The sequence below is a fragment of the Streptomyces sp. NPDC057623 genome, assembly GCF_042800355.1.
GTDB lineage: Bacteria > Actinomycetota > Actinomycetes > Streptomycetales > Streptomycetaceae > Streptomyces.
In genome coordinates this window covers 47,954-68,217 of sequence record NZ_JBHVGZ010000016.1, presented here as the reverse complement: position 1 = coordinate 68,217, position 20,264 = coordinate 47,954, and the positions used below count along the sequence as shown (strand labels likewise).

Below are 20,264 nucleotides of genomic sequence, written 5' to 3'. Positions count from 1 at the left end.
CCGACCAGCCACGACGGTCCGCAGACCGCGAACGACCGATGGCCCCACGGCGCTGTTCTCCCGAAAGGACCGTCAGCCCTTGACGGCGCCGGTCAGCATGCCCTTCTTGAAGTGCCGCTGGACGAAGGGAGAAGCGACCGCGACCGGGATCAGCGCGAGGACCATGACGGCCATCTGCAACCCCAGCGCGGACAGTTGCCCGGTCCGCACCGCCTGGCTCAGCCCGGTCGGCGCCTCGGTGTTCTTCTGGACCAGCTGGATGAGCACGTTCTGCAGCGGCATCATCTGCTGGTCGGTGAGATAGATGGAGGCGTTGAACCATGCGCTCCAGTACCCGACCGCGTAGAACAGCGAGATGACAGCCAGCACAGCCCGCGACAGCGGCATGATGATGGTCAGCAGAATCCGCAGGTCACCGGCCCCGTCGATGCGGGCGGACTCGGTGAGTTCGGGCGAGATCCCCATGAAGAACGCCCGGAGCACCAGGATGTTGAAGACACTGACCGCACTCGGCAGGATCAGCGACAGATAGGTGTCGGTGAGCCCGAGCGACTGCACCAGCAGATACGTCGGAATGAGCCCGGCGCCGAAGAACATCGTCGCCATCATGGTCATCAGGAAGAACCGGTGCCCCAGACTGCCCGGCCGGGACAGCCCGTAGGCCGCGAGCACCGACACCGCCATCGAGAACAACGTGCCGACGAGTGTGACCCCGACCGAGACCATGATCGCCCGGCTGACCTGGCCGCCGCTGAGCAGTTCGGTGTAGTTGACGAAGGTGATGCCCTGGGGGATCACGACGAGGCCGCCGACCTGGTCGATCACCGACTTCGGGGAGAGGCTGGTGACGATGACGATCCACAGCGGACCGAGCACCCCCAGGCAGCAGAGCAGGAGGAAGCCGCTCTTGGCGGTGAGACCGGCCTTGCTGGGCGGCTCCTCCCACACGGGGCGGGCGGGAGCCTTGAGGCTGCGGATGAGCTGCGTGTTGAGGCTCATTTCTTGTACACCCCCTGCTCGCCGAGCAGGTGCGCGAACTTGTTCGCACCCAGGACGAGACACACTCCGATGGCTCCCTTGACGAGGCCGACCGCGGCCGCGTAGCTGAAGTCGCCGTTCTGGATACCCATGTTCCACACGTAGGTGTCGAGGACCTCGCTGGCCCCCGCACCGACCGCGTTGCGCTGGAGCAGGAACTGCTCGAAGCCGACGCTCAGCGCGTCGCCCACCCGCAGGACCAGCAGCAGCGCGATCACCGGGCGCAGCGCGGGCAGCGTCACATGCCACATGCGGCGCCAGCGTCCCGCCCCGTCCATGGCGGCGGCCTCGTAGAGGTCGGTGCTGACGGCGGCCAGCGCCGCGAGGAAGACGATGATCCCCCAGCCGGCGTCCTTCCAGACGGCCTGCGCGGTGACCAGGTACTTGAAGAGGTCCGCGTTGGTCATCAGGTCGAAGCCGCTCCAGCCGTGGTTCTCCAGGGTCTGGGCGATGATGCCCGCGCCGCCGAAGATCTGCTGGAACACGGTGACCACGAGGACCCACGAGAAGAAGTGCGGCAGATACATGATCGCCTGCGCCACGGCCCGCACCCGGGGCCGGATCACGCTGTTGATGAGCAGCGCGAGGGCGATGGGGATCGGGAAGAACAGCACCAGTTGGAGCATGAACAGGACGATGGTGTTCTTCGCGGCGCTCCAGAACAGCGGGTCGTCGAGCATCCGCGAGAACTGCTCCACGCCGACCCAGGGGCTGTGGAAGATCGCGGTGACGCCGTTGCTGGAGACGTACGGGTCGTAGTCCTGGAAGGCGACGACGTTGCCGAGCAGCGGGACGTAGTTGAAGAGCAGGAGCAGGACCATGACGGGCAGCGTCATCAGGATGAGCGTGCGGTCGCGGCGCAGCCGGATCCGGAAGGGAACCTTGCCCGCTTGGCCCGCCCGGCCCGCCCTGCCCGGCACCCGGTCCTTCACCACGGCGGTGGCGACCGCGGCCGTCGGTTCCTCGACGGCCGCGGGGGGACGAGTCCCGTCGGGCCTGCTCCCGGCCGTGAGAGACATCAGTTGCCGCTGCCGTTCTTGTCGATGAGCTCCTTGTACCAGTCGCGCAGCTTGTCGCCGCCGGAGGACTTCCAGGTGGAGATGGCCGCCTGGACCTCCGACAGCTTCCGGTTGCCGCGCACGTAGTCGATCTCCAGCTGCTCGAACTGGCTGGAGAGATTGGCGTAGCGGGTCGGCTCGACGATGTTCATGCCGTACGTGGACGTCTTCTTCATGAAGGCGCCCATCCGCTGCTGCCACTCGACCTGCTTGCGGGCGACGTCGGGGAAGTCGGGGTGGGCGAGGTAGGCGGCGGGCGCGGCCAGCATCACCCAGGCGTTGACCACCTGGGAGTTGCCCAGGTCGTTCTTGACCGGGACGCCCTTCTTGACCGTGTAGTGGGTGCCCTCGACGCCGTAGTCGACGAGCATCCGCTCCTTGGTGCCGTAGGGCGCGGCGGCGAAGTCGGCGGCGGCCAGGGCGTTCTCGATGGTCGTCTTCGAGGCGCCCTTGCGGATGAGCGACCAGATACCGGCGGGCTGGGCCGCGGTCAGCTTGGGGTCGCCGCCGTCCGCGCCGAAGATGTCCATGCCCTCGATCTCGAAGTCCGGGTTGGACGCGGCCTGTTCGGCGGTCTTGCCGTACCAGTGGGACATGTCGTTGTTGTAGACGAGGATCTGACCGGCGGTGAAACGGTTCCCCACGTCGCCCGAGCGCGCCTTGTCGTCGGGATGGACGACGCCCGCGTCGAACAGCTTGCGGGTCCACTCCAGGGCTTCGAGGTATTCGGGCTGCTCGACGCGGTACGTCAGCTTGCCGTCGTCCCCGATGTCCCAGCCGAGCGTCTGGGAGGGGCGGACACCGAAGATGTTCCACGCCGTCCAGTTCATGTCACCGCAGGCGTACACCTTGGCCTTGGCGCTGGTGGCCTCCTTGGCCCAGCTGAGGAACTCGTCGGGCGACTTGGGGACCGACCAGCCCTTCTTGTCGAAGATGTCCTTGCGGTAGTAGGGCACGATGAAGGACGCGGTGGCGGCCGGCATCGGGATGCCGCGCAGGGCGCCGCCGAAGATGCCCATGCGCCAGGCGTCGGAGGGGATGGCGGCCAGGTTCGGGTACTTCTTGACCTTGTCGCCCGCCAGGTAGGGGCCGAGGTCCATGAACTTCGCGGTGACCGCGTTGGAGATCTTGCCGACCAGTTCCCAGCTCGGCACGACCACCATGTCGGGTATGGAGCTGGAGGCGAGGACGGCGCCGAGCTTCTCGCCGTAGGTGTTGCCGTCCTGGTTCTGCCAGGTGATCTTGGTACCCGCCGCCTTGTCGAGCGCCGTGTAGTAGGGGTTGCCGGGCTTCGGCGGGGAGCCCCAGAACGGGGACATGATCTTGACGGGGGCGCCGGTGCCGAGCTTCTCCGGGACCGAGGTCTTCAGGGCCGCGAGGTCGACCTTGCCGGTGTAGCCGGCGGCCGAACCGTTCTTCGACGGCAGGTCCGGCTGGGCGACCGTGCTGGCGACGTACGTCGGGAGCAGCTTGTCCGCTGCCTTGCCCGACGTGGTCCCCTCACGCGAGCCGGATTCCGAACCGCCACAGGCGGCGAGCAGGGGCATCCCACCGGCCACCGCTGCGGTGGCGACCGCGGTGGAGGCGAGGAAGCTTCTCCGGCTGGGTCCGGAGGGGGCGGAGTCGGCGTTCGGCGTCATTGCGTCAACCCTTCATGGCGCACCTGGACACCCGGCGGTAGGCCGTCGGCTGCGGTGTCTTAAGTGGAACTGGCTGAGCTGAAGCGATTCTGCGACCACGGCCGAGGGGCACCCCTGAAGCGGGCGAGCCTCGTGGTCGAACTAGTCGAAGCGCTTCGATGTTGCTGCGAGGTTAAGTGAAGGCATGGGGGCGCACAAGGGTCGATTCCAAGATTCCTCCGAGGTGTGGAGGATCCGCCCGCCCGCTTCTTCCCCCTTATGTGCCGCTTGAAATAACGGTCAGGAGTCGGAGTTGTTGCGCCGGGGTGTCTTGACACCCACCCCCGGATCGAATCAGCATCGAAGCGCTTCGAAAGCGCCTCGCCGCTCCACCGCAAGGGGATCCCCAAGTGACCGCACAAACGCCGCCTACGCCTTCTTTCCGCGATCGTCAACTGCCGTTCGCGAAGCGCATCGACGACCTTCTGTCGCGGCTCACGCTCGACGAAAAGATCGGATTCCTGCACCAGTTCGCGCCCGCCGTCGAGCGACTCGGCATCGACGGGTTCCGTACCGGCCAGGAAGCCCTGCACGGCGTGGCCTGGATGGGTCCGGCCACCGTCTTCCCCCAGGCGGTCGGTCTCGGCGCGACGTGGAACACCGAACTCGTACGACGGGTCGGCGAGGCCGTCTCCAAGGAGACCCGCGCGATGCGCGCCCGTGACGAGCGCGTGGGGCTGAACGTCTGGGCCCCCACCGTCAACCTCCTGCGCCACCCCCTGTGGGGCCGCAACGAGGAGGGCTACTCGGAGGACCCGAAGCTCACGTCGGCCATCGCCACCGCCTACACCCGCGGTCTGCGAGGCGACCACCCGACGTACTGGCGCACCGCGCCCGTCCTCAAGCACTGGCTGGCCCACAACAACGAGACGGGCCGCGACGTCACCTCGTCCTCGGTCCGCCCGCGCGTCCTGCACGAGTACGATCTGCGCGCCTTCCGCGAGACGGTCGAGGCGGGCGGGACAGCCGGTGTGATGCCGGCGTACAACCTGGTCAACGGCCGCCCCAACCACGTCTCGCCGTATCTGCGCGAGCACCTGCGCACCTGGACCGACGAGGACCTGCTGGTCTGCTCGGACGCGGGCGCGCCGTCCAACCTGGTCGACTCCGAGCACTACTTCGACACCCATGAGGAGGCCACGGCCGCCGCGCTGCTGGCCGGTGTCGACAGCTTCACCGACCACGGCACCGACAGTTCGAAGATCACCGCCCGGGTGCGCGGGGCCCTGGACCGGGGCCTGCTGACCGAGTCGGACATCGACACGGCGGTCCGCCGCCAGCTCTCGGTCCGCTTCCGCCTCGGCGAGTTCGACCCGGAGTACGACCCGCACGCGCTCACCAAGGACTTCGACACCCCGGCCCACCGCGCCCTCGCCCAGGAGGCCGCCGAGCAGTCGGTCGTCCTGCTCAAGAACAGCGGCGGCCTGCTGCCGCTCGCCCCGGACACCCGGCTGGCGGTGGTCGGTCTGCTCGCCGACGAGTGCAAGCTCGACTGGTACAGCGGCACGCTCATCCACCGCTCCACCCCGCTGGAGGGCCTGTACGAGCGGTTCGGCGCGGAGCGGGTGGAGTTCGCGGAGGGCGTGGACCGGGTCCTGCTGAAGACGTCGACCGGAGCCTTCCTGCACGTTCCCCGGGCGGAGGCCGCCGACGAGGTGCGCGGCGCCGAGGGCGCCCTCGACCCGGCCCTGCTCGCCGGCCGTACCGATCTGCCCCCGCTGACCACCGACCCGGCCGGCACCGAGTTCGCGCTCGTCGACTGGGGCGAGGGCGTGCTGACCCTGCGGGCCCCCGACGGCCGCTATCTCTCGGTCGCCGAGGACGGCTGTGTCCGCGCCTCCGCCGACCAGCCCGGAGGCTGGGTCGTCCAGGAGACCTTCCGCCTGGAAGCGCATGAGAACGGACACCTCCTCCGGCACATGGGTACGGGTCGCCACGTCTCAGTCGCCGCCGACGGCGTGCGGGTTGCCGAAGCGAATCCGGAAACTTTCCAGCTCATCGTCGTCGAAAGCGGCGAAGACGCTGTAACCCGGATCACTTCGCAGGCGGACGTGGTCCTGGTGGTCGCGGGCAACGACCCGCACATCCACGGCCGCGAGACCGAGGACCGTTCGACGCTGAACCTCCCGGCGCACCAGGAGCGCCTGCTGCGCGCCGCCCGCGCCGGCAACCCGAACACGGTGCTGGCGCTGGTCTCGGCGTACCCCTACGCCGTCGATCACGCGGCCCTTCCGGCGCTGCTCTGGATGTCCCACGGCGGCCAGGCGGCCGGCACCGCCCTGGCCCGCGTCCTCGCCGGCGACGTCTCCCCCGCGGGCCGCCTCCCGCAGACCTGGTACGCCGCCGACACGGACCTGCCCGACCTCCTCGACTACGACGTGATCGGCAGCCGTCAGACGTATCTGTACTTCGAGGGGACCCCGCTGTTCCCGTTCGGCCACGGCCTGTCGTACGCGACCTTCTCCTACGCCGACCTCACGACCCGTACGACGGACGAGTCGCTGCACGTCTCCTTCACGGTCACCAACACCGGCGATGTGCCGGCCGACGAAGTGGCCCAGCTCTACACCCGCGCCGTGGACCCGACGGTGCCGCGCCCGCGCCGCGAGCTGGTGGCGCACAGCCGGGTGCGGCTGACACCCGGCGAGAGGAGGGAGCTGAGCTTCGACGTCCCGCTGTCCGCCTTCGACTTCTGGGATGTGTCACGGGGTGGCCTGCGCCGCGAGCCCGGACCGTACGAGGTGCTGGTCGGCGCCTCCAGCGAGGACGTCCGCCTGCGGACGACGGTGATCCTGGACGGCGAGGCGTCCGCCCCGCGTCCCGTCCTGCACCGCGGGCTGGCCGCGGCCGACTTCGACGAGCAGAGCGGCATCGCGATCGTCGACCGCACCAAGACGGCGGGCGACGCGGTGACGCCGGCCCAGGGCGGGTCGGGTCGGCTGATCTACCGGGACTGCGACTTCGCGGACGGTGTCACCGAGGTGACGGCGGCGCTCTCCGGCGACGGTGTGGTCGAGGTGTCGCTGGACGGGGGCGCGGTGCTCGCCGTCCTGACGTCCGAGGCGGCGGACGACGCGAGCCCGTACGACTACGCGACACCGCGCGCCGGGATCATCGCCGAGGGTGTGCGGGACGTCCACCTCAGACTGCGCGGCCCGGTGCGGCTCGCGCACGTCGGCTTCTCCGGTTGAGGGTCCGGAAGAAGCTGACGTAAAAAAGAGGCCCGGCACCGGAAGGCATCGGTGCCGGGCCTCTTCGGAAAGCCTAACTGAAAATGGATCCCATTTACTAGAGTCCCATTTACTAGAGAGCGAGACCGGTGAGGACCAGCACCCGCTCGTAGGTGTAGTCGTCCATCGCGAACTTCACGCCCTCACGGCCCACGCCGGACTGCTTGGCGCCGCCGTACGGCATCTGGTCGGCGCGGTATGAGGGAACGTCGCCGATGACGACACCGCCGACCTCCAGAGCGCGGTGCGCCCGGAAGGCGGTTTGCAGGTCGTGCGTGAACACGCCGGTCTGGAGGCCGTACTTGGAGTCGTTGGCGACGGCGAAGGCGGCGGCCTCCCCGTCTGCCTTGTGCACGGTGAGGACGGGCCCGAAGACCTCCTCGCACGCGAGGGTGGCGTCGGCCGGTACGTCGGTGAGGACGGTCGGCGCGTAGGAGGCGCCGTCACGCTTGCCGCCGGTGAGGAGGGCGGCACCGCCGGCGACGGCTTCGTCCACCCATTCCTCGACGCGGCGGGCGGCGTCCTCGCTGACCAGCGGGCCGACATCGGTCGCGTCGTCGTTCGGGTCACCGGTGACCTGGGCCTCGACGGCGGCGACGATGCGCGGCAGGAGCCGGTCGTACACGGACGCGTCCGCGATCACCCGCTGCACGGAGATGCAGGACTGGCCGCCCTGGTAGTTGGAGAAGGTGGCGATGCGGGTCGCGGCCCAGTCGAGGTCCGCGTCGGAGGCGTAGTCGGCGAGCACGACCGCCGCGCCGTTGCCGCCCAGCTCCAGGGTGCAGTGCTTGCGCGGCACGGAGTCCATGATCGCGTAGCCGACCTTCTCGGAGCCGGTGAAGGAGATGACCGGCAGGCGCTCGTCCTGGACCAGCGCGGGCATACGGTCGTTCGGCACCGGGAGGATGCTCCAGGAGCCGGCCGGGAGGTCGGTCTCGGCGAGGAGCTCACCGATGACGAGCCCGGAGAGCGGGGTGGCCGGGGCGGGCTTCAGGATGATCGGCGCGCCGGCGGCGATGGCCGGGGCGATCTTGTGGGCGCACAGGTTCAACGGGAAGTTGAAGGGCGCGATGCCCAGGACGACACCCTTGGGGAACCGCCGGGTGAGGGCGAGCCGACCCTGACCACCGAGGTCGGTGTCGAGCCGCTGGGCCTCGCCGCCGTTGAACCGGCGGGCCTCCTCGGCCGCGAACCGGAAGACGGACACGGCACGGCCGACCTCGCCGCGGGCCCACTTCATGGGCTTGCCGTTCTCGCCGGAGATCAGCCGGGCGATCTCCTCGGTCCGCTCGGCGAGCCGCTTGCTGACGTGGTCGAGGGCGGCGGCACGCACATGGGCCGGGGTCGCCGCGAAGTCGTCGCGGACGGCGTACGCGGCGGCCACGGCCTCCTCGGTCTGCGCGTCCGTCGGCACGCTCACCCTGCCGACGACCCGCCCGTCCCACGGGGAGGTCACATCGAAGCTGTCCTCGCCGCTGACCTGGCGGCCGGCGAGCCAGAAGGCGTGAGTGGAAGTCATTTGGATTTCCCGGCCCTTCCGCGTTGGGGGTGTCCTGGTGTGTCGGGGTCCACGGTAGGGGGGTGGGGGCGGAGGGGTACTTGTCCGGGGTGGAGTGGTGGGGGCGGGGGGTGTGCCGGTTTGGCGGAGTGGGTGGCCGGTGGGTGGCGGCCAAGGAGTTCTCGCCCCCGCCGCCTGGGTTCAGCCCGTCCGGAGTTTGAGGACGAGGCCCGCAGGGCCGAAACCGGGGGTCTGGGGGCGCGCCCCCAAGGCTGGGACGGGTAGGGGCGGCGGGGGCGAACCCACCTACTCCGCCGACGTCGCCTTCAACGCCAGCCAGAGCTCCATCCGCACATCCGCTTCGTCCAGCGACCGCCCCAGGATCTCCTCGACCCGCCGCATCCGGTACCGCAACGTGTGCCGGTGCACCCCGAGATCCGCGGCCGCCGCATCCCACTGCCCGTGCCGCGACAGCCACGCCCGCAGCGAGGCGACCAGATCCCCGCGCCCCGTCGCGTCATGCTCGTGCAGCGCCCGCAGCAGCCCGTCCGCGAACGCCTTCACCGCGTCGTCCGCGAGCAACGGCAGCACGGACCCCGCCGCCAGCTGCTCGTGCTCCACCAACACCCGTCCCCGCCGCCGAGCCACCGACAGCGCCTGCTCGGCCTGCTTGTAGGCCGCCGCGGCGGCGATGGGCCCGGCCGGCGCCGAGAGCCCCACGACCAGTTCGTCCTCGTCGGCATCCGCCTGCTCCGGTACCGCGCCCGACCGCGCCGCCTCCAGCGCCGCCGCGTACTGGGCACACGCCGCCACAGCCGCGCCCCCGTCCGCCGCGAGCACCACCAGCCGCGCCGTGTCCCCCTCCCCCTCCGGCACCACCAGCACCGCCTCCCCGGCCCGGGCCGCGGCGGACTCCACGATCTCGGTGAGCGCACCCAGCGGATCGCCGTTCACGCCGGTGGCGGCCACCAGCGCCGCGGCGGACGGCTTGGTGAGTACCGCCCGCGCCCCTGAGTCGACGACCCGCGCCGCCGACACCGACGCCGCCTCGGTGACGATCACCCGGAACGGAGCGTCCAGGAGCCCTCCGTAGAGGTCTCCCGCCACGGCCCGCGCATGATCGGGCTCCCCGGCGAGCAGCATGCGCAGCACCGCCGCCCCCACCCGCTGCTCGGCCGCCTGCAACGACCGCGACCGCTCGGTGGTCAGGGTCAGCAGCGCGATCGCCGAGTGGACGGCGTACCGCTCCGCCGTGCCGAGCGCCGCAGCCGTCCCCACGGCCAGCGCGGCCCGGGCCCGGCGCCCGGTGCCCAGGGTGTGCAGCTCGACCCGGTCCTCGTTCTCCGGCCCGCCCACCACGGACGACGCCGGCGCGGGCCGGTCCCGCAGCCGCTCCACGTCCGCCGTGAGCCGGGCCGCCCGCCGCCCCGCCCACTCCGGCGCGGTCGCGACCACGGCACCGGAGGCGTCGTACAGCGCCGCCCAGCCGTCCACCTGCGAGGCCAGCGCGGTCAGCAGTCCCTCCGGCCCGTCGCTCAACGCCTGCTTGGTCAGCTCCCGTTGCGCCGCGAACCCGGCCGTCACCGCCCGGTACTGGTCCGCCGCGATCGCCGCCGACACGGCCTTGCTGATGGCGAGGAAGGGCGTGCGGCGCGGCACCTCCAGCAGCGGCAGGCCCTCCTCCACCGCCGCGTCGACCAGCGCCCCCGGGATCTCCTCGTAGTTGACGCCGACCGCGAAGCCGAGCCCGACCACGCCCGCCCCGGCCAGCCGCCGCACATAGCGACGCATCACCTCGGGGTTCTCCGCGTCCAGCTTGAGCGCGGTGACCAGCAGCAGCTCCCCGCCCTCCATATAGGGGACCGGGTCGGCGAGCTCGCTGACGTGCGCCCAGCGCACGGGCACGTCCAGGCGGTCCTCGCCCGCCCGCACGGTCAGCTTCAGCGCGGAGTGATGAACCAGCGAGGCGAGCGTCGGGGGCATGAGGCCTTCACTATCGGGTGATCTGTGCGATCCCTGTGATCTTTTGGCCGCCATGTATGAACGACCTGTGCCGATTCTGCCTCACCGTACGGTCACCGCGCGGCCGCACGCCCGGATGGCCCCCGTACCCCGAGGTCAGCCGCGCAGATCCACCAGCAGCGGCGGCGCGTGCTCACCGCTGACGCTGGTGAGCGACAGCACCGCGTGCCCCGGCGGCACCCCGTGCGCCAGCTCGGACGCCGACCAGCGCTCCCGTTCGACCTGCCGCACGGTCACCGCCCGCGCGGTCGGCGCCTTGCCGGTGATCACCCGCCGCAGCGCGTGCACCGCCTTCCCGGCCGGAGTCTCCGCGATGATCTGCCGGTCGGTGACGTCCCGCGCCTCGGTCCACTCCTTGCCCCACACCTCGGCGAAGTCCTGCCCGTCCCACGGCGTCACCCCGGCCAGCGCCATCCGGCACCCGGCGGACCCGAGCAGCGGCCCGCGCAGCGGCCTCGGCACGTCGTCCAGGGTGCGCAGCGTCAGCACCGCGCCCGCGTTGCCCGACCGCAGCCGCTGGATCCCCCGGACGGCCTCGGGCGTCACGACCCCGGTCGCGTCGTCCAGCACCAGGCAGGCGAACAGCGACCGGTCCTCCCGGACCGCGATGCTCGCCGTGAACTGCGCCAGCACCAGCCGCGCCAACATGCGCGAGGCCTCGGCGTGCCCGCGCGCGGGGAGATCGATACGGACCCGGACGGGGTGGTCCAGGGCCTTCAGCGAGAACGGCCGCGACTGCCCCGATGTGTCGAAGGCCGTGCTCTTGAAAAACGTGGCGAAGGCCGGCCGGTCGAGCAGCGCGACGCGGTCCGCGAGCACGGCCGCCACATCGCCGGGATGCCCCAACTGCCGTTCGCGGGCGTCGAGTTCACGCAGCAGGCCCTCCTGGCCGGACCCCTCGAGCGCTGTGCGCAGCGCGCCGAGCGCCCCGGGCGCACCGTCCAGCAGCTGCCGCAGCTCGGCCACGGACGGAAAGCGCTGGTGGACCGCCCGGAACGGCCCGAGCAGCTGGGCCAGCACGGTGGTGGAGCGACGGCTGTCGCTGCCGGGGTGGGGGTCGGCCAGGTCTCCGACGAGCGCCTCGGCGAGCACGGCCGCGGCCTCGTCGGGGTCGGCGGTGCCGCCGTACAGGTCCAGGTCGTAGACCGAGTCCGGATTTCCGATCCGTACGACGATGTCGAAGGCGTTCTCCGGTCCGAGCCCCGCGCCTGCCGCGCCCACGACCACCACGGCGGCCCGTCCGGCGAGCGCGTGCAGACACAGCGACTCGGCGAGCGGCCGCACGATGGTCCCCGTCTTGCCGGACCCGGCCGGCCCGACGGCGAGCAGGGAGGTGCCCAGCAGGTCGGGTCCGAGGCCGAGCCCGGCACCCCGGTAGGCGTACGGGTTGCGCGGGTCGTCGGCGGTGGTGCCGAGCCGCACCTGTCCGCTGACGAGGTCGTGCCGGGCCACCCGGGCGGGCACGTCGCGCTCGCCCGACGGGTGCAGACAGGCGGCGGCGCCGTCCTTGAGCACGGCGCCGCTGAAGGTGGCGAGGTTGTGCCGCCCGCTGCGCACGCCCTGCCAGGCGCGGGTGAGCCGGGCGTAGTCGACGTCGCGCATCAGCCCGGACCGGGCGTCGGCGGTGAGCCGCTCGGCGGCGTCCGCGGCACCGGCGGCGCGCAGCGCGGGCCAGGACGCGGGGTCCTGCTCGGGGGCGGGCCCCCGCTCGAGCGCCGGGGCCGTCCTGCTCCAGGCGGGCGGGCCGAAGCGGCGCCAGACCTCGCCCCAGCGGCCCAGACGGCCGACGCCGAACATGATGGTGAGGGCGATCAGCGTGTAGTAGCCGTACCAGAGGATCGCGTTGCCGACGGCGTCGTTGTTCTCGCGCCAGGAGTCCGGTGTGAACAGTTCCAGGGGCAGCACCCACCAGCCGCCGAGATAGCCGTTCCAGAGCAGCGACCAGATCAGCCACCCGACCAGGAAGGCGATCAGCGCCCCGCTGAGCAGCTGCCGCGTCGGGATCCGCTCGGGCTCCTCGTCCGGCCGGGGCACATGCCCGAACCGCCACACGCCGGGCTGCGCCTCCGGTCGCGGCGCCCGCAGCCAGGTCAGGAACGCCGAGCCGTCCGGCCCCGCTCCCGTACCGGGCGCCCGCGTCGGCCTCGGCGGCATCGCCGGCGCCTCCGGGGGCACCGCCGGGCGCGGTACAGGCGTCGCGTGCGTACCCCGCGCGTCCTGCGTCCCGTCGCTGTCCATCGCCCTTGCCCCCTGACCAGCCGTTCCGTCCACCATCAGCGAGCCAATCTAACGCCCTTGCACGGGGAGTTCACCGCTTACGCGGCCGGGCGCCTTCGCGAAACGCTATGTCCACCACGGACAACCCGTCCTCCTGACAACGCCCACATGGAGCATGCCCACCCCCCACTCCCCGCCCTAGCCTGCGAGAAAAGAGAAGACAAGCGTCCGCAACACCCCCCAGGAGCCCCTCATGAGCGCACTTCCGCAGGAGCGCCGCGTCGTCACCGCCATCCCCGGCCCGAAGTCGCAGGAGCTTCAGGCCCGTCGTACCGCCGCGGTCGCGCAGGGCGTGGGCTCCGTGCTGCCCGTGTTCACCGCGCGCGCGGGCGGCGGCATCATCGAGGACGTCGACGGCAACCGGCTCATCGACTTCGGTTCGGGCATCGCCGTGACGTCCGTGGGCGCGTCCGCCGAGGCCGTCGTACGCCGGGCGTCCGCCCAGCTCGCCGACTTCACCCACACCTGTTTCATGGTCACCCCGTACGAGGGCTATGTGGAGGTCGCCGAGGCCCTCGCCGAGCTCACCCCGGGTGACCACGCCAAGAAGTCGGCGCTGTTCAACTCGGGCGCCGAGGCCGTCGAGAACGCCGTCAAGATCGCCCGTGCGTACACCAAGCGTCAGGCCGTCGTCGTCTTCGACCACGGCTACCACGGCCGTACCAACCTGACGATGGCGCTGACCGCGAAGAACATGCCGTACAAGCACGGCTTCGGCCCGTTCGCGCCCGAGGTCTACCGGGTGCCGGTGGCGTACGGCTACCGCTGGCCGACCGGTCCGGAGAACGCCGGTCCCGAGGCCGCGGCGCAGGCCATCGACCAGATCAGCAAGCAGGTCGGTGCGGAGAACGTGGCCGCGATCATCATCGAGCCGGTGCTCGGCGAGGGCGGCTTCATCGAGCCGGCCAAGGGCTTCCTCCCGGCGATCAGCAAGTTCGCCTCCGACAACGGCATCGTCTTCGTCGCCGACGAGATCCAGTCCGGCTTCTGCCGCACCGGCCAGTGGTTCGCGTGCGAGGACGAGGGCATCGTCCCCGACCTGATCACGACCGCGAAGGGCATCGCCGGCGGCCTGCCGCTCGCCGCTGTGACGGGCCGCGCCGAGATCATGGACGCCGCGCACGCGGGTGGCCTGGGCGGCACCTACGGCGGCAACCCGGTCGCCTGCGCCGGTGCGCTCGGCTCCATCGAGACGATGAAGGAGCTGGACCTCAACGCCAGGGCGAAGGCGATCGAGGCCACGATGAAGGCCCGCCTCACGGCGATGGCCGAGAAGTTCGACATCATCGGCGACGTCCGGGGCCGCGGCGCCATGATCGCCATCGAGCTGGTCAAGGACCGCGCCACCAAGGAGCCCAACCCTGAGGCGACCGGCGCGCTCGCCAGGGCCTGCCACGCCGAGGGCCTGCTGGTCCTGACCTGTGGCACCTACGGCAACGTACTGCGCTTCCTGCCCCCGCTGGTCATCGGCGAGGACCTCCTGAACGAGGGCCTCGACATCATCGAGCAGGCCTTCACCCGCATCTGAGGTCACAGCGAAACCACTGGTGAACGCCGGGGTCCCCGTCCCGGGAACCCCATCCGCCCCAGCCCTGTCATCGTTCGCGATTCCGGGGCTGGGGCGGCTACCGTCAGAGCGTGTGAAGAAGGTGTGCGAGGTGGATGTCAGGACGCGATTCCGTCTGTCTAACGCCATCGCCCTGTCGTAGGTTCTAACCAGATGAGAGATACACCCCGCCCAGAGGGGACTCTGGGCGACATCGGGCCGAGGCCTCCCCAGCTTCGACCTGGTCGTGCCCTCGCGCACACACCCGGAGCTTCCGGCTCCGGATCTCCTCACCGATCGGACAGTCGCTCGCCCCAAACCCCCCGGGGCGTGCGACGATCCGGTCCGGACGGCCGCCCCGGAACCACCCCCCCTGTTCCGGGGCGGCCGACCTCCCTCTTCCTCCTTCTCGGGCTTCCCGCCCTTCTCTTCGCGCTCATCACCTGGCAGGTGATGAGCGTCGGCCCCTTTCTGGACGCCGACGCGGCGGCCAGCCGGGCCCTCGTCCACCCGGACCGCCTCTCCGAACTCCTCGCCGACCTGGGCAATGTGCCGGTCGCGGTGCCGGTCCTCGCCGTGGTCCTGGGGTACGTCACCTGGCGGCATCGCCGCATCGGTACACACCAATGGTGGCTGCCGGCCACCTCCGCGGCCCTGCTCATGGCGCTGGTCCCGGCGCTGGTCGTCCCGCTGAAGCTGCTGACCGACCGCCCCGGCACCCCCGTCGTACCGCCCGCCACCGGCTACTACCCGTCCGGCCACACGGCCACGGCCGCCATCGCCTACGGTGCCGCGGCCCTGCTCCTCTTCCCGTGGCTGACCTCCGCACCCGCCCGCCGCGCACTCCTCGTCACCTGCGCCGCCCTCAACCTCGGCGTCGGCTTCGGGCTGGTGCGGCGCGGCTACCACTGGCCACTGGACGTGGTGGCCAGCTGGCTCCTGTGCACGGTGCTGCTCACGCTGCTGTGGCTGTACCTCGCCCGACGGGACCGTCGCGACACCCGCCTCAGTCGTCGGCAAGGCCGGCGACAGCCTCGTGCATGGCCAGTTCGAGGAGAGCCGGGTCCGTGAGGGTTCCTGTGCCGTCCGGCGGGACCAGCCAGCGGACGGCACCGGCGGAGCGGCCCGGGTAGGGCACGACGATCCAGGTGCCGGCCCCGGCCGTCCGGATGCCGGTGCCGAGCCAGCGGGCCGCCGTGCCGGGCGGCACGAGGAAGCCCATGCGCGAGTCGCCGAAGTCGACCAGGACCGGGCCCGGCTGGTCGAGGATGCGGGTGAGGACGTCGAGGGTCGGATAGCCGAGCTCGGCCGGCAGGATGAGCACGTCCCACGCCTTGCCCGCCGGCAGCAACGTGACCCCGAGGGGGTTGCGCTCCCATTCCCAGCGACACGCCTCGGGATCCGGCGCAACGGATGCCAGCCACTCGACCGCCGTCTTCGCCCCTGTCATGACGATGACCTCCCTGTTCTCTGCGTGGACGCCGATCGCGTCACGAGGGAGAGGGAGGCCAGCGCCGGGCATTACGCGGGTTTTCGCCACCAGTTCATGGTGACCTGCATCACATTCGGCTTCAGCTGTCGAAGCCCAGGCCGAGGCGGTCCATGGCCTTCAGCCACAGGTTGCGCCGCCCGCCGTGCGCGTCGGCCCGGGCCAGCGACCACTTGGTGAGCGCGATGCCCGTCCAGGCGAAGGGCTCCGGCGGGAAGGGCAGCGGCTTCTTGCGGACCATCTCGAGCCGCGTCCGCTCCGTGGGCTCCCCCGCCAGCAGGTCCAGCATCACGTCCGCGCCGAACCGCGTGGCACCCACGCCGAGGCCCGTGAAGCCCGCCGCGTACGCCACCCGGCCCTGGTGGGCCGTCCCGTAGAACGCCGAGAAGCGCGAGCAGGTGTCGATGGCGCCGCCCCACGCGTGCGTGAACCGGACGCCCTCCAGCTGCGGGAAGCAGGTGAAGAAGTGCCCGGCGAGCTTGGCGTACGTCTCCGGGCGGTCGTCGTACTCGGCGCGGACCCGGCCGCCGTACGGGTAGATGGCGTCGTAGCCGCCCCAGAGGATGCGGTTGTCGGCGGAGAGGCGGAAGTAGTGGAACTGGTTGGCCGAGTCCCCGAGGCCCTGGCGGTTCTGCCAGCCGATCGACGTGAGCTGGTCGTCGGTGAGGGGCTCGGTCATCAGGGCGTAGTCGTAGACCGGGACGGTGTAGGCGCGGACGCGCTTGACCAGGTTCGGGAAGATGTTGGTGCCGAGCGCCACCTTGCGGGCACGGACCTGGCCGTAGGGGGTGCGTACGGCCATGCCGGCGCCGTACGGCTTCAGGGTGAGGGCGGGGGTGTGCTCGTAGACGCGGACGCCGAGGTCGAGGCACGCCTGCTTCAGGCCCCACGCCAGCTTGGCCGGGTTGACCATGGCGACGCCCCGGCGGTCGTGGAGGCCGGCCTGGAAGGTCGGTGAGTCGACCTGTGCCCTTACCGCTTCCCCGTCCAGGAACTCGACGCCGTCCGCGAGGCCCTTGTCCCGCAACTCCTCGTACCAGTCGCGCAGTTCCCGGGCCTGGTAGGTCTCGGTGGCGACGTCGATCTCGCCGGTGCGCTCGAAGTCGCAGTCCAGGGAGTAGCGGGCGACCGCCTTCTCGATCTCGTCGAGGTTGCGGGCGCCCAGTTCCTGAAGCCGGTGGATCTCGTCCGGCCAGCGGGTGAGTCCGTTGGGCAGACCGTGGGTGAGGGAGGCGGCGCAGAATCCGCCGTTGCGGCCGGAGGCGGCCCAGCCCACCTCGCGGCCTTCGAGCAGGACGACATCCCGCTGCGGGTCGCGCTCCTTGGCGATGAGCGCGCTCCACAGTCCGCTGTAGCCACCGCCGACGACCAGCAGATCGCAGGTCTCGGCACTGGTGAGGGCGGGCTCGGGGTGGGGCCTGCCGGGGTCGTCCAGCCAGTACACGACCGGCTGGGCGTCGGAAAGGGATTTCGTCCAGTTGTTGCCACGACTCATGGCGCTTGGGGCCATGATTTCAACTCCCTACAGGGGTTTACGCCTTTTGCTTGGTACGGCGATTGCTGATGACCATGGAGGCCAGGACGAACAGTACGGCGATGACGAACATGGCCGTACCGATGACGTTGATCTGAACGGGCGTTCCGCGCTGGGCCGATCCCCAGACGAACATCGGGAAGGTGACGGTGGAGCCCGCGTTGAAATTGGTGATGATGAAATCGTCGAAGGAGAGCGCGAAGGCGAGCAGCGCGCCCGCCGCGATACCGGGGGCGGCGATCGGCAGGGTGACCCGGACGAACGTCTGGACCGGGCCGGCGTACAGGTCCTGGGCCGCCTGCTCCAGCCGCGGGTCCATCGACATCACCCGCGCCTTCACCGCCGTCACGACGAAGCTCAGGCAGAACATGATGTGGGCGATGAGGATCGTCCAGAAGCCGAGCCGGGCGCCCATGTTGAGGAACAGGGTGAGCAGCGAGGCCGCCATCACGACCTCGGGCATCGCCATCGGCAGGAAGATCAGCGAGTTCACGGCGCCCCGCGCGCGGAAGCGGTAGCGGACCAGCGCGAAGGCGATCATCGTGCCCAGCAGCGTGGCGCCCACCGTCGCCCAGAACGCGATCTGGAGGCTGAGGGACAGCGATCCGCACAGGTCGGACACGCCGCACGGGTCCTGCCAGGCGGCCGTGGAGAACTCCTGCCATTCGTAGTTGAAGCGCCCCTTCGGATTGTTGAAGGAGAAGACCGTGACGACGACGTTCGGCAGGAGGAGATAAGCGAGCGTCAGCAGTCCCGCTATGACGACGAGATGACGCTTGGGCCAGTTGACGAAGGTCATTTAAACCAGATCCTCCGTGCCGGACTTACGGATGTAGACCGTCACCATGACGAGGATGGCGGCCATGAGGATGAAGGAGAGCGCCGCGGCCGTCGGATAGTCCAGAATCCGCAGGAACTGCGTCTGGATGACATTGCCGACCATGCGGGTGTCCGTGGAGCCGAGCAGGTCCGCGTTGACGTAGTCACCGGCCGCCGGGATGAAGGTCAGCAGGGTGCCGGAGACGACGCCCGGCATCGACAGCGGGAAGGTGACCTTGCGGAAGGTGGTGATCGGCTTGGCGTACAGGTCGTGCGCCGCCTCGTGGAGCCGGCCGTCGATGCGTTCCAGCGAGGTGTAGAGCGGCAGGACCATGAACGGGAGGAAGTTGTACGTCAGACCGCACACCACCGCGAGCGGCGTGGCCAGCACCCGGTCGCCGGAGGTCATGCCGAGCCAGCTGGTGACGTCCAGGACGTGGAGGGTGTTGAGGGCGCCGACGACCGGGCCGCCGTCCGCGAGGATCGTCTTCCAGGCCAGGGTGCGGATCAGGAAGCTGGTGAAGAACGGCGCGATCACCAGGATCATGATCAGGTTCTTCCAGCGGCCCGCGCGGAAGGCGATGAGGTACGCGAGCGGGTAGCCGAGGACCAGGCACAGGATCGTCGCCGAGCCGGCGTAGAGCACCGAGCGCAGGAACTGCGGGTAGTACTCGGTCAGCGCGTCCCAGTAGGTGGCGAAGTGCCAGGTGACCTTGTAGCCCTCCTCCAGGGAGCCCGTCTGCACGGACGTGGAGGCCTGGTAGATCATCGGCAGCGCGAAGAAGACCAGCAGCCACAGGATGCCGGGGAGCAGCAGCCAGTACGGGACGAGACGGCCGCGTTTGCGGGGTGGCTTCTTCTCGGGGGCGGTCGGGGTCAGAGGCGGTGGCGCCTCGGTGAGCGTCGACATCAGGCGGCCGCACCTTCCTCTACGCCGGCGGAGCCCGTTGTCCCAGCAAGCAGGGACTGCGCCTCGTCGAGGCCGAAGGTGTGGGCCGGGCTCCAGTGCAGGACGACGTCGGCGCCGGGGACCAGACGCGTGTCGCGGTCGACGTTCTGGACGTAGACCTCGAAGTCCGGGCAGACGGCGCTGTCGACGACGTACTGCGTGGAGACGCCGATGAAACTGCCATTGGTGATCTTGCCGGTGATGCGGTTGCGGCCCTCGGGGATCTCGCCCGCGTCGTCGGCGTGGGTGAGGGAGATCTTCTCCGGGCGGACGCCGACCAGCACCTTGCCCCCGGTCGTCGTGGCCGCTGAGCAGCGCGCCTCGGGCAGGACGAGCTTGCCGCCGCCCGCCTTCAGAACGATGTCGCCGCCGCCCCTGGAGTCGACCTCGGCCTCGATGAAGTTGGAGGTGCCGAGGAAGTTGGCGACGAAGGTCGTGCGCGGGTTCTCGTACAGGTCGGTCGGCGAGCCGAGCTGTTCGACGCGGCCCGCGTTCATCACGGCGACCGTGTCGGCCATCGTCATGGCCTCCTCCTGGTCGTGCGTGACGTGCACGAAGGTGATGCCGACCTCGGTCTGGATGCGCTTGAGCTCCAGCTGCATCTGGCGGCGCAGCTTGAGGTCGAGGGCGCCGAGGGGCTCGTCGAGGAGGAGCACCTTGGGGTGGTTGATCAGCGCGCGGGCCACGGCGACGCGCTGCTGCTGGCCACCGGAGAGCTGGTGCGGCTTCTTGCGGGCCTGCTCGCCGAGCTGGACCAGGTCGAGCATGTCCTCGACCTGCTTCTTCACCGACTTGATGCCGCGCCGGCGCAGGCCGAAGGCGACGTTCTCGAAGATGTCGAGATGCGGGAAAAGGGCGTACGACTGGAAGACCGTGTTCACCGGACGCTTGTACGGCGGCAGGGCGGTCACGTCCTGGTCACCGAGGTGGACGGTGCCGGAGGAAGGTTCCTCCAGACCGGCGATCATGCGCAGGGTGGTGGTCTTGCCGCAGCCGGAGGCGCCGAGCAGGGCGAAGAAGGAACCCTGCGGCACGGTCAGGTCGAGCGGGTGTACGGCGGTGAAGGAGCCGTAGGTCTTGGCTATGCCGGAGAGGCGGACGTCGCCGCTGGTGTCGTTCGTCATG

General features: G+C 70.5%; 14 protein-coding genes. 3 read left to right on the top strand and 11 right to left on the bottom strand.

The features are described from left to right. Positions 1–72: 72 nt before the first annotated feature. The 3 genes from ACFU95_RS18865 to ACFU95_RS18855 are packed head-to-tail and all read right to left on the bottom strand — an operon-like array spanning position 73 to position 3,736. Complete coding sequence (locus tag ACFU95_RS18865) at positions 73–999, bottom strand: carbohydrate ABC transporter permease (RefSeq protein WP_383828599.1); 927 nt, start codon at positions 997–999, stop codon at positions 73–75. Then, positions 996–2,057 carry an ABC transporter permease gene (locus ACFU95_RS18860; RefSeq protein WP_383828597.1) on the bottom strand — a complete coding sequence of 354 codons (1,062 nt, stop codon included), beginning with the start codon at positions 2,055–2,057 and terminating at the stop codon, positions 996–998. Before ACFU95_RS18860 ends, ACFU95_RS18865 begins: the two co-directional genes overlap by 4 nt. Beyond that, a complete protein-coding gene (locus ACFU95_RS18855; protein ID WP_383828595.1) occupies positions 2,057–3,736 on the bottom strand; it encodes an extracellular solute-binding protein in 1,680 nt (559 codons plus the stop codon). Before ACFU95_RS18855 ends, ACFU95_RS18860 begins: the two co-directional genes overlap by 1 nt. Positions 3,737–4,125: 389 nt before the next feature. Here ACFU95_RS18855 and ACFU95_RS18850 point away from each other — a divergent pair, with 389 nt between their 5' ends. Continuing rightward, complete coding sequence (locus ACFU95_RS18850) at positions 4,126–6,966, top strand: glycoside hydrolase family 3 C-terminal domain-containing protein (protein ID WP_383828593.1); 2,841 nt, start codon at positions 4,126–4,128, stop codon at positions 6,964–6,966. Positions 6,967–7,078: 112 nt separating this feature from the next. Here the strand turns inward: ACFU95_RS18850 and ACFU95_RS18845 are convergent, their stop codons facing one another. From ACFU95_RS18845 to ACFU95_RS18835, 3 genes are all read right to left on the bottom strand, one after another. Further along, positions 7,079–8,524, bottom strand: coding sequence for an aldehyde dehydrogenase family protein (locus ACFU95_RS18845; protein ID WP_383828591.1), 1,446 nt, complete (start codon positions 8,522–8,524; stop codon positions 7,079–7,081). 285 nt (positions 8,525–8,809) lie between these two features. Then, a complete protein-coding gene (locus ACFU95_RS18840) occupies positions 8,810–10,486 on the bottom strand; it encodes a PucR family transcriptional regulator (protein ID WP_383828589.1) in 1,677 nt (558 codons plus the stop codon). 135 nt (positions 10,487–10,621) lie between these two features. Further along, positions 10,622–12,763 carry an ATP-binding protein gene (locus ACFU95_RS18835; protein ID WP_383828587.1) on the bottom strand — a complete coding sequence of 714 codons (2,142 nt, stop codon included), beginning with the start codon at positions 12,761–12,763 and terminating at the stop codon, positions 10,622–10,624. Positions 12,764–12,995: 232 nt separating this feature from the next. Between ACFU95_RS18835 and gabT the strand changes: the two genes are divergently transcribed. Together gabT and ACFU95_RS18825 are read left to right on the top strand one after the other, a co-directional pair. After that, complete coding sequence (gabT, locus tag ACFU95_RS18830) at positions 12,996–14,330, top strand: 4-aminobutyrate--2-oxoglutarate transaminase (RefSeq protein WP_383828585.1); 1,335 nt, start codon at positions 12,996–12,998, stop codon at positions 14,328–14,330. A 222-nt stretch (positions 14,331–14,552) separates the two neighbouring features. After that, entirely contained in the window at positions 14,553–15,419 is an 867-nt protein-coding gene (locus ACFU95_RS18825) for a phosphatase PAP2 family protein (RefSeq protein ID WP_383828748.1), read from the top strand. On the opposite strand, the gene ACFU95_RS18820 is transcribed toward ACFU95_RS18825, so the two are convergent. The 5 genes from ACFU95_RS18820 to ACFU95_RS18800 form a co-directional block, all read right to left on the bottom strand. Beyond that, positions 15,355–15,798: a hypothetical protein gene (locus ACFU95_RS18820; RefSeq protein WP_383828583.1), complete on the bottom strand. Its 444-nt coding sequence runs from the start codon at positions 15,796–15,798 to the stop codon at positions 15,355–15,357. The two genes, ACFU95_RS18825 and ACFU95_RS18820, sit on opposite strands and share 65 nt — an antisense overlap. 121 nt (positions 15,799–15,919) lie before the next feature. Continuing rightward, a complete protein-coding gene (locus ACFU95_RS18815) occupies positions 15,920–17,347 on the bottom strand; it encodes an NAD(P)/FAD-dependent oxidoreductase (protein ID WP_383828581.1) in 1,428 nt (475 codons plus the stop codon). Positions 17,348–17,369: 22 nt separating this feature from the next. Continuing rightward, the gene (locus ACFU95_RS18810; protein WP_383828579.1) at positions 17,370–18,170 is read right to left on the bottom strand and encodes an ABC transporter permease; all 801 of its coding nucleotides are present in this window, start codon (positions 18,168–18,170) and stop codon (positions 17,370–17,372) included. Continuing rightward, a complete protein-coding gene (locus tag ACFU95_RS18805; protein ID WP_383828577.1) occupies positions 18,171–19,100 on the bottom strand; it encodes an ABC transporter permease in 930 nt (309 codons plus the stop codon). After that, entirely contained in the window at positions 19,100–20,263 is a 1,164-nt protein-coding gene (locus ACFU95_RS18800) for an ABC transporter ATP-binding protein (protein WP_383828575.1), read from the bottom strand. Before ACFU95_RS18800 ends, ACFU95_RS18805 begins: the two co-directional genes overlap by 1 nt. Position 20,264 lies beyond the last annotated feature (1 nt).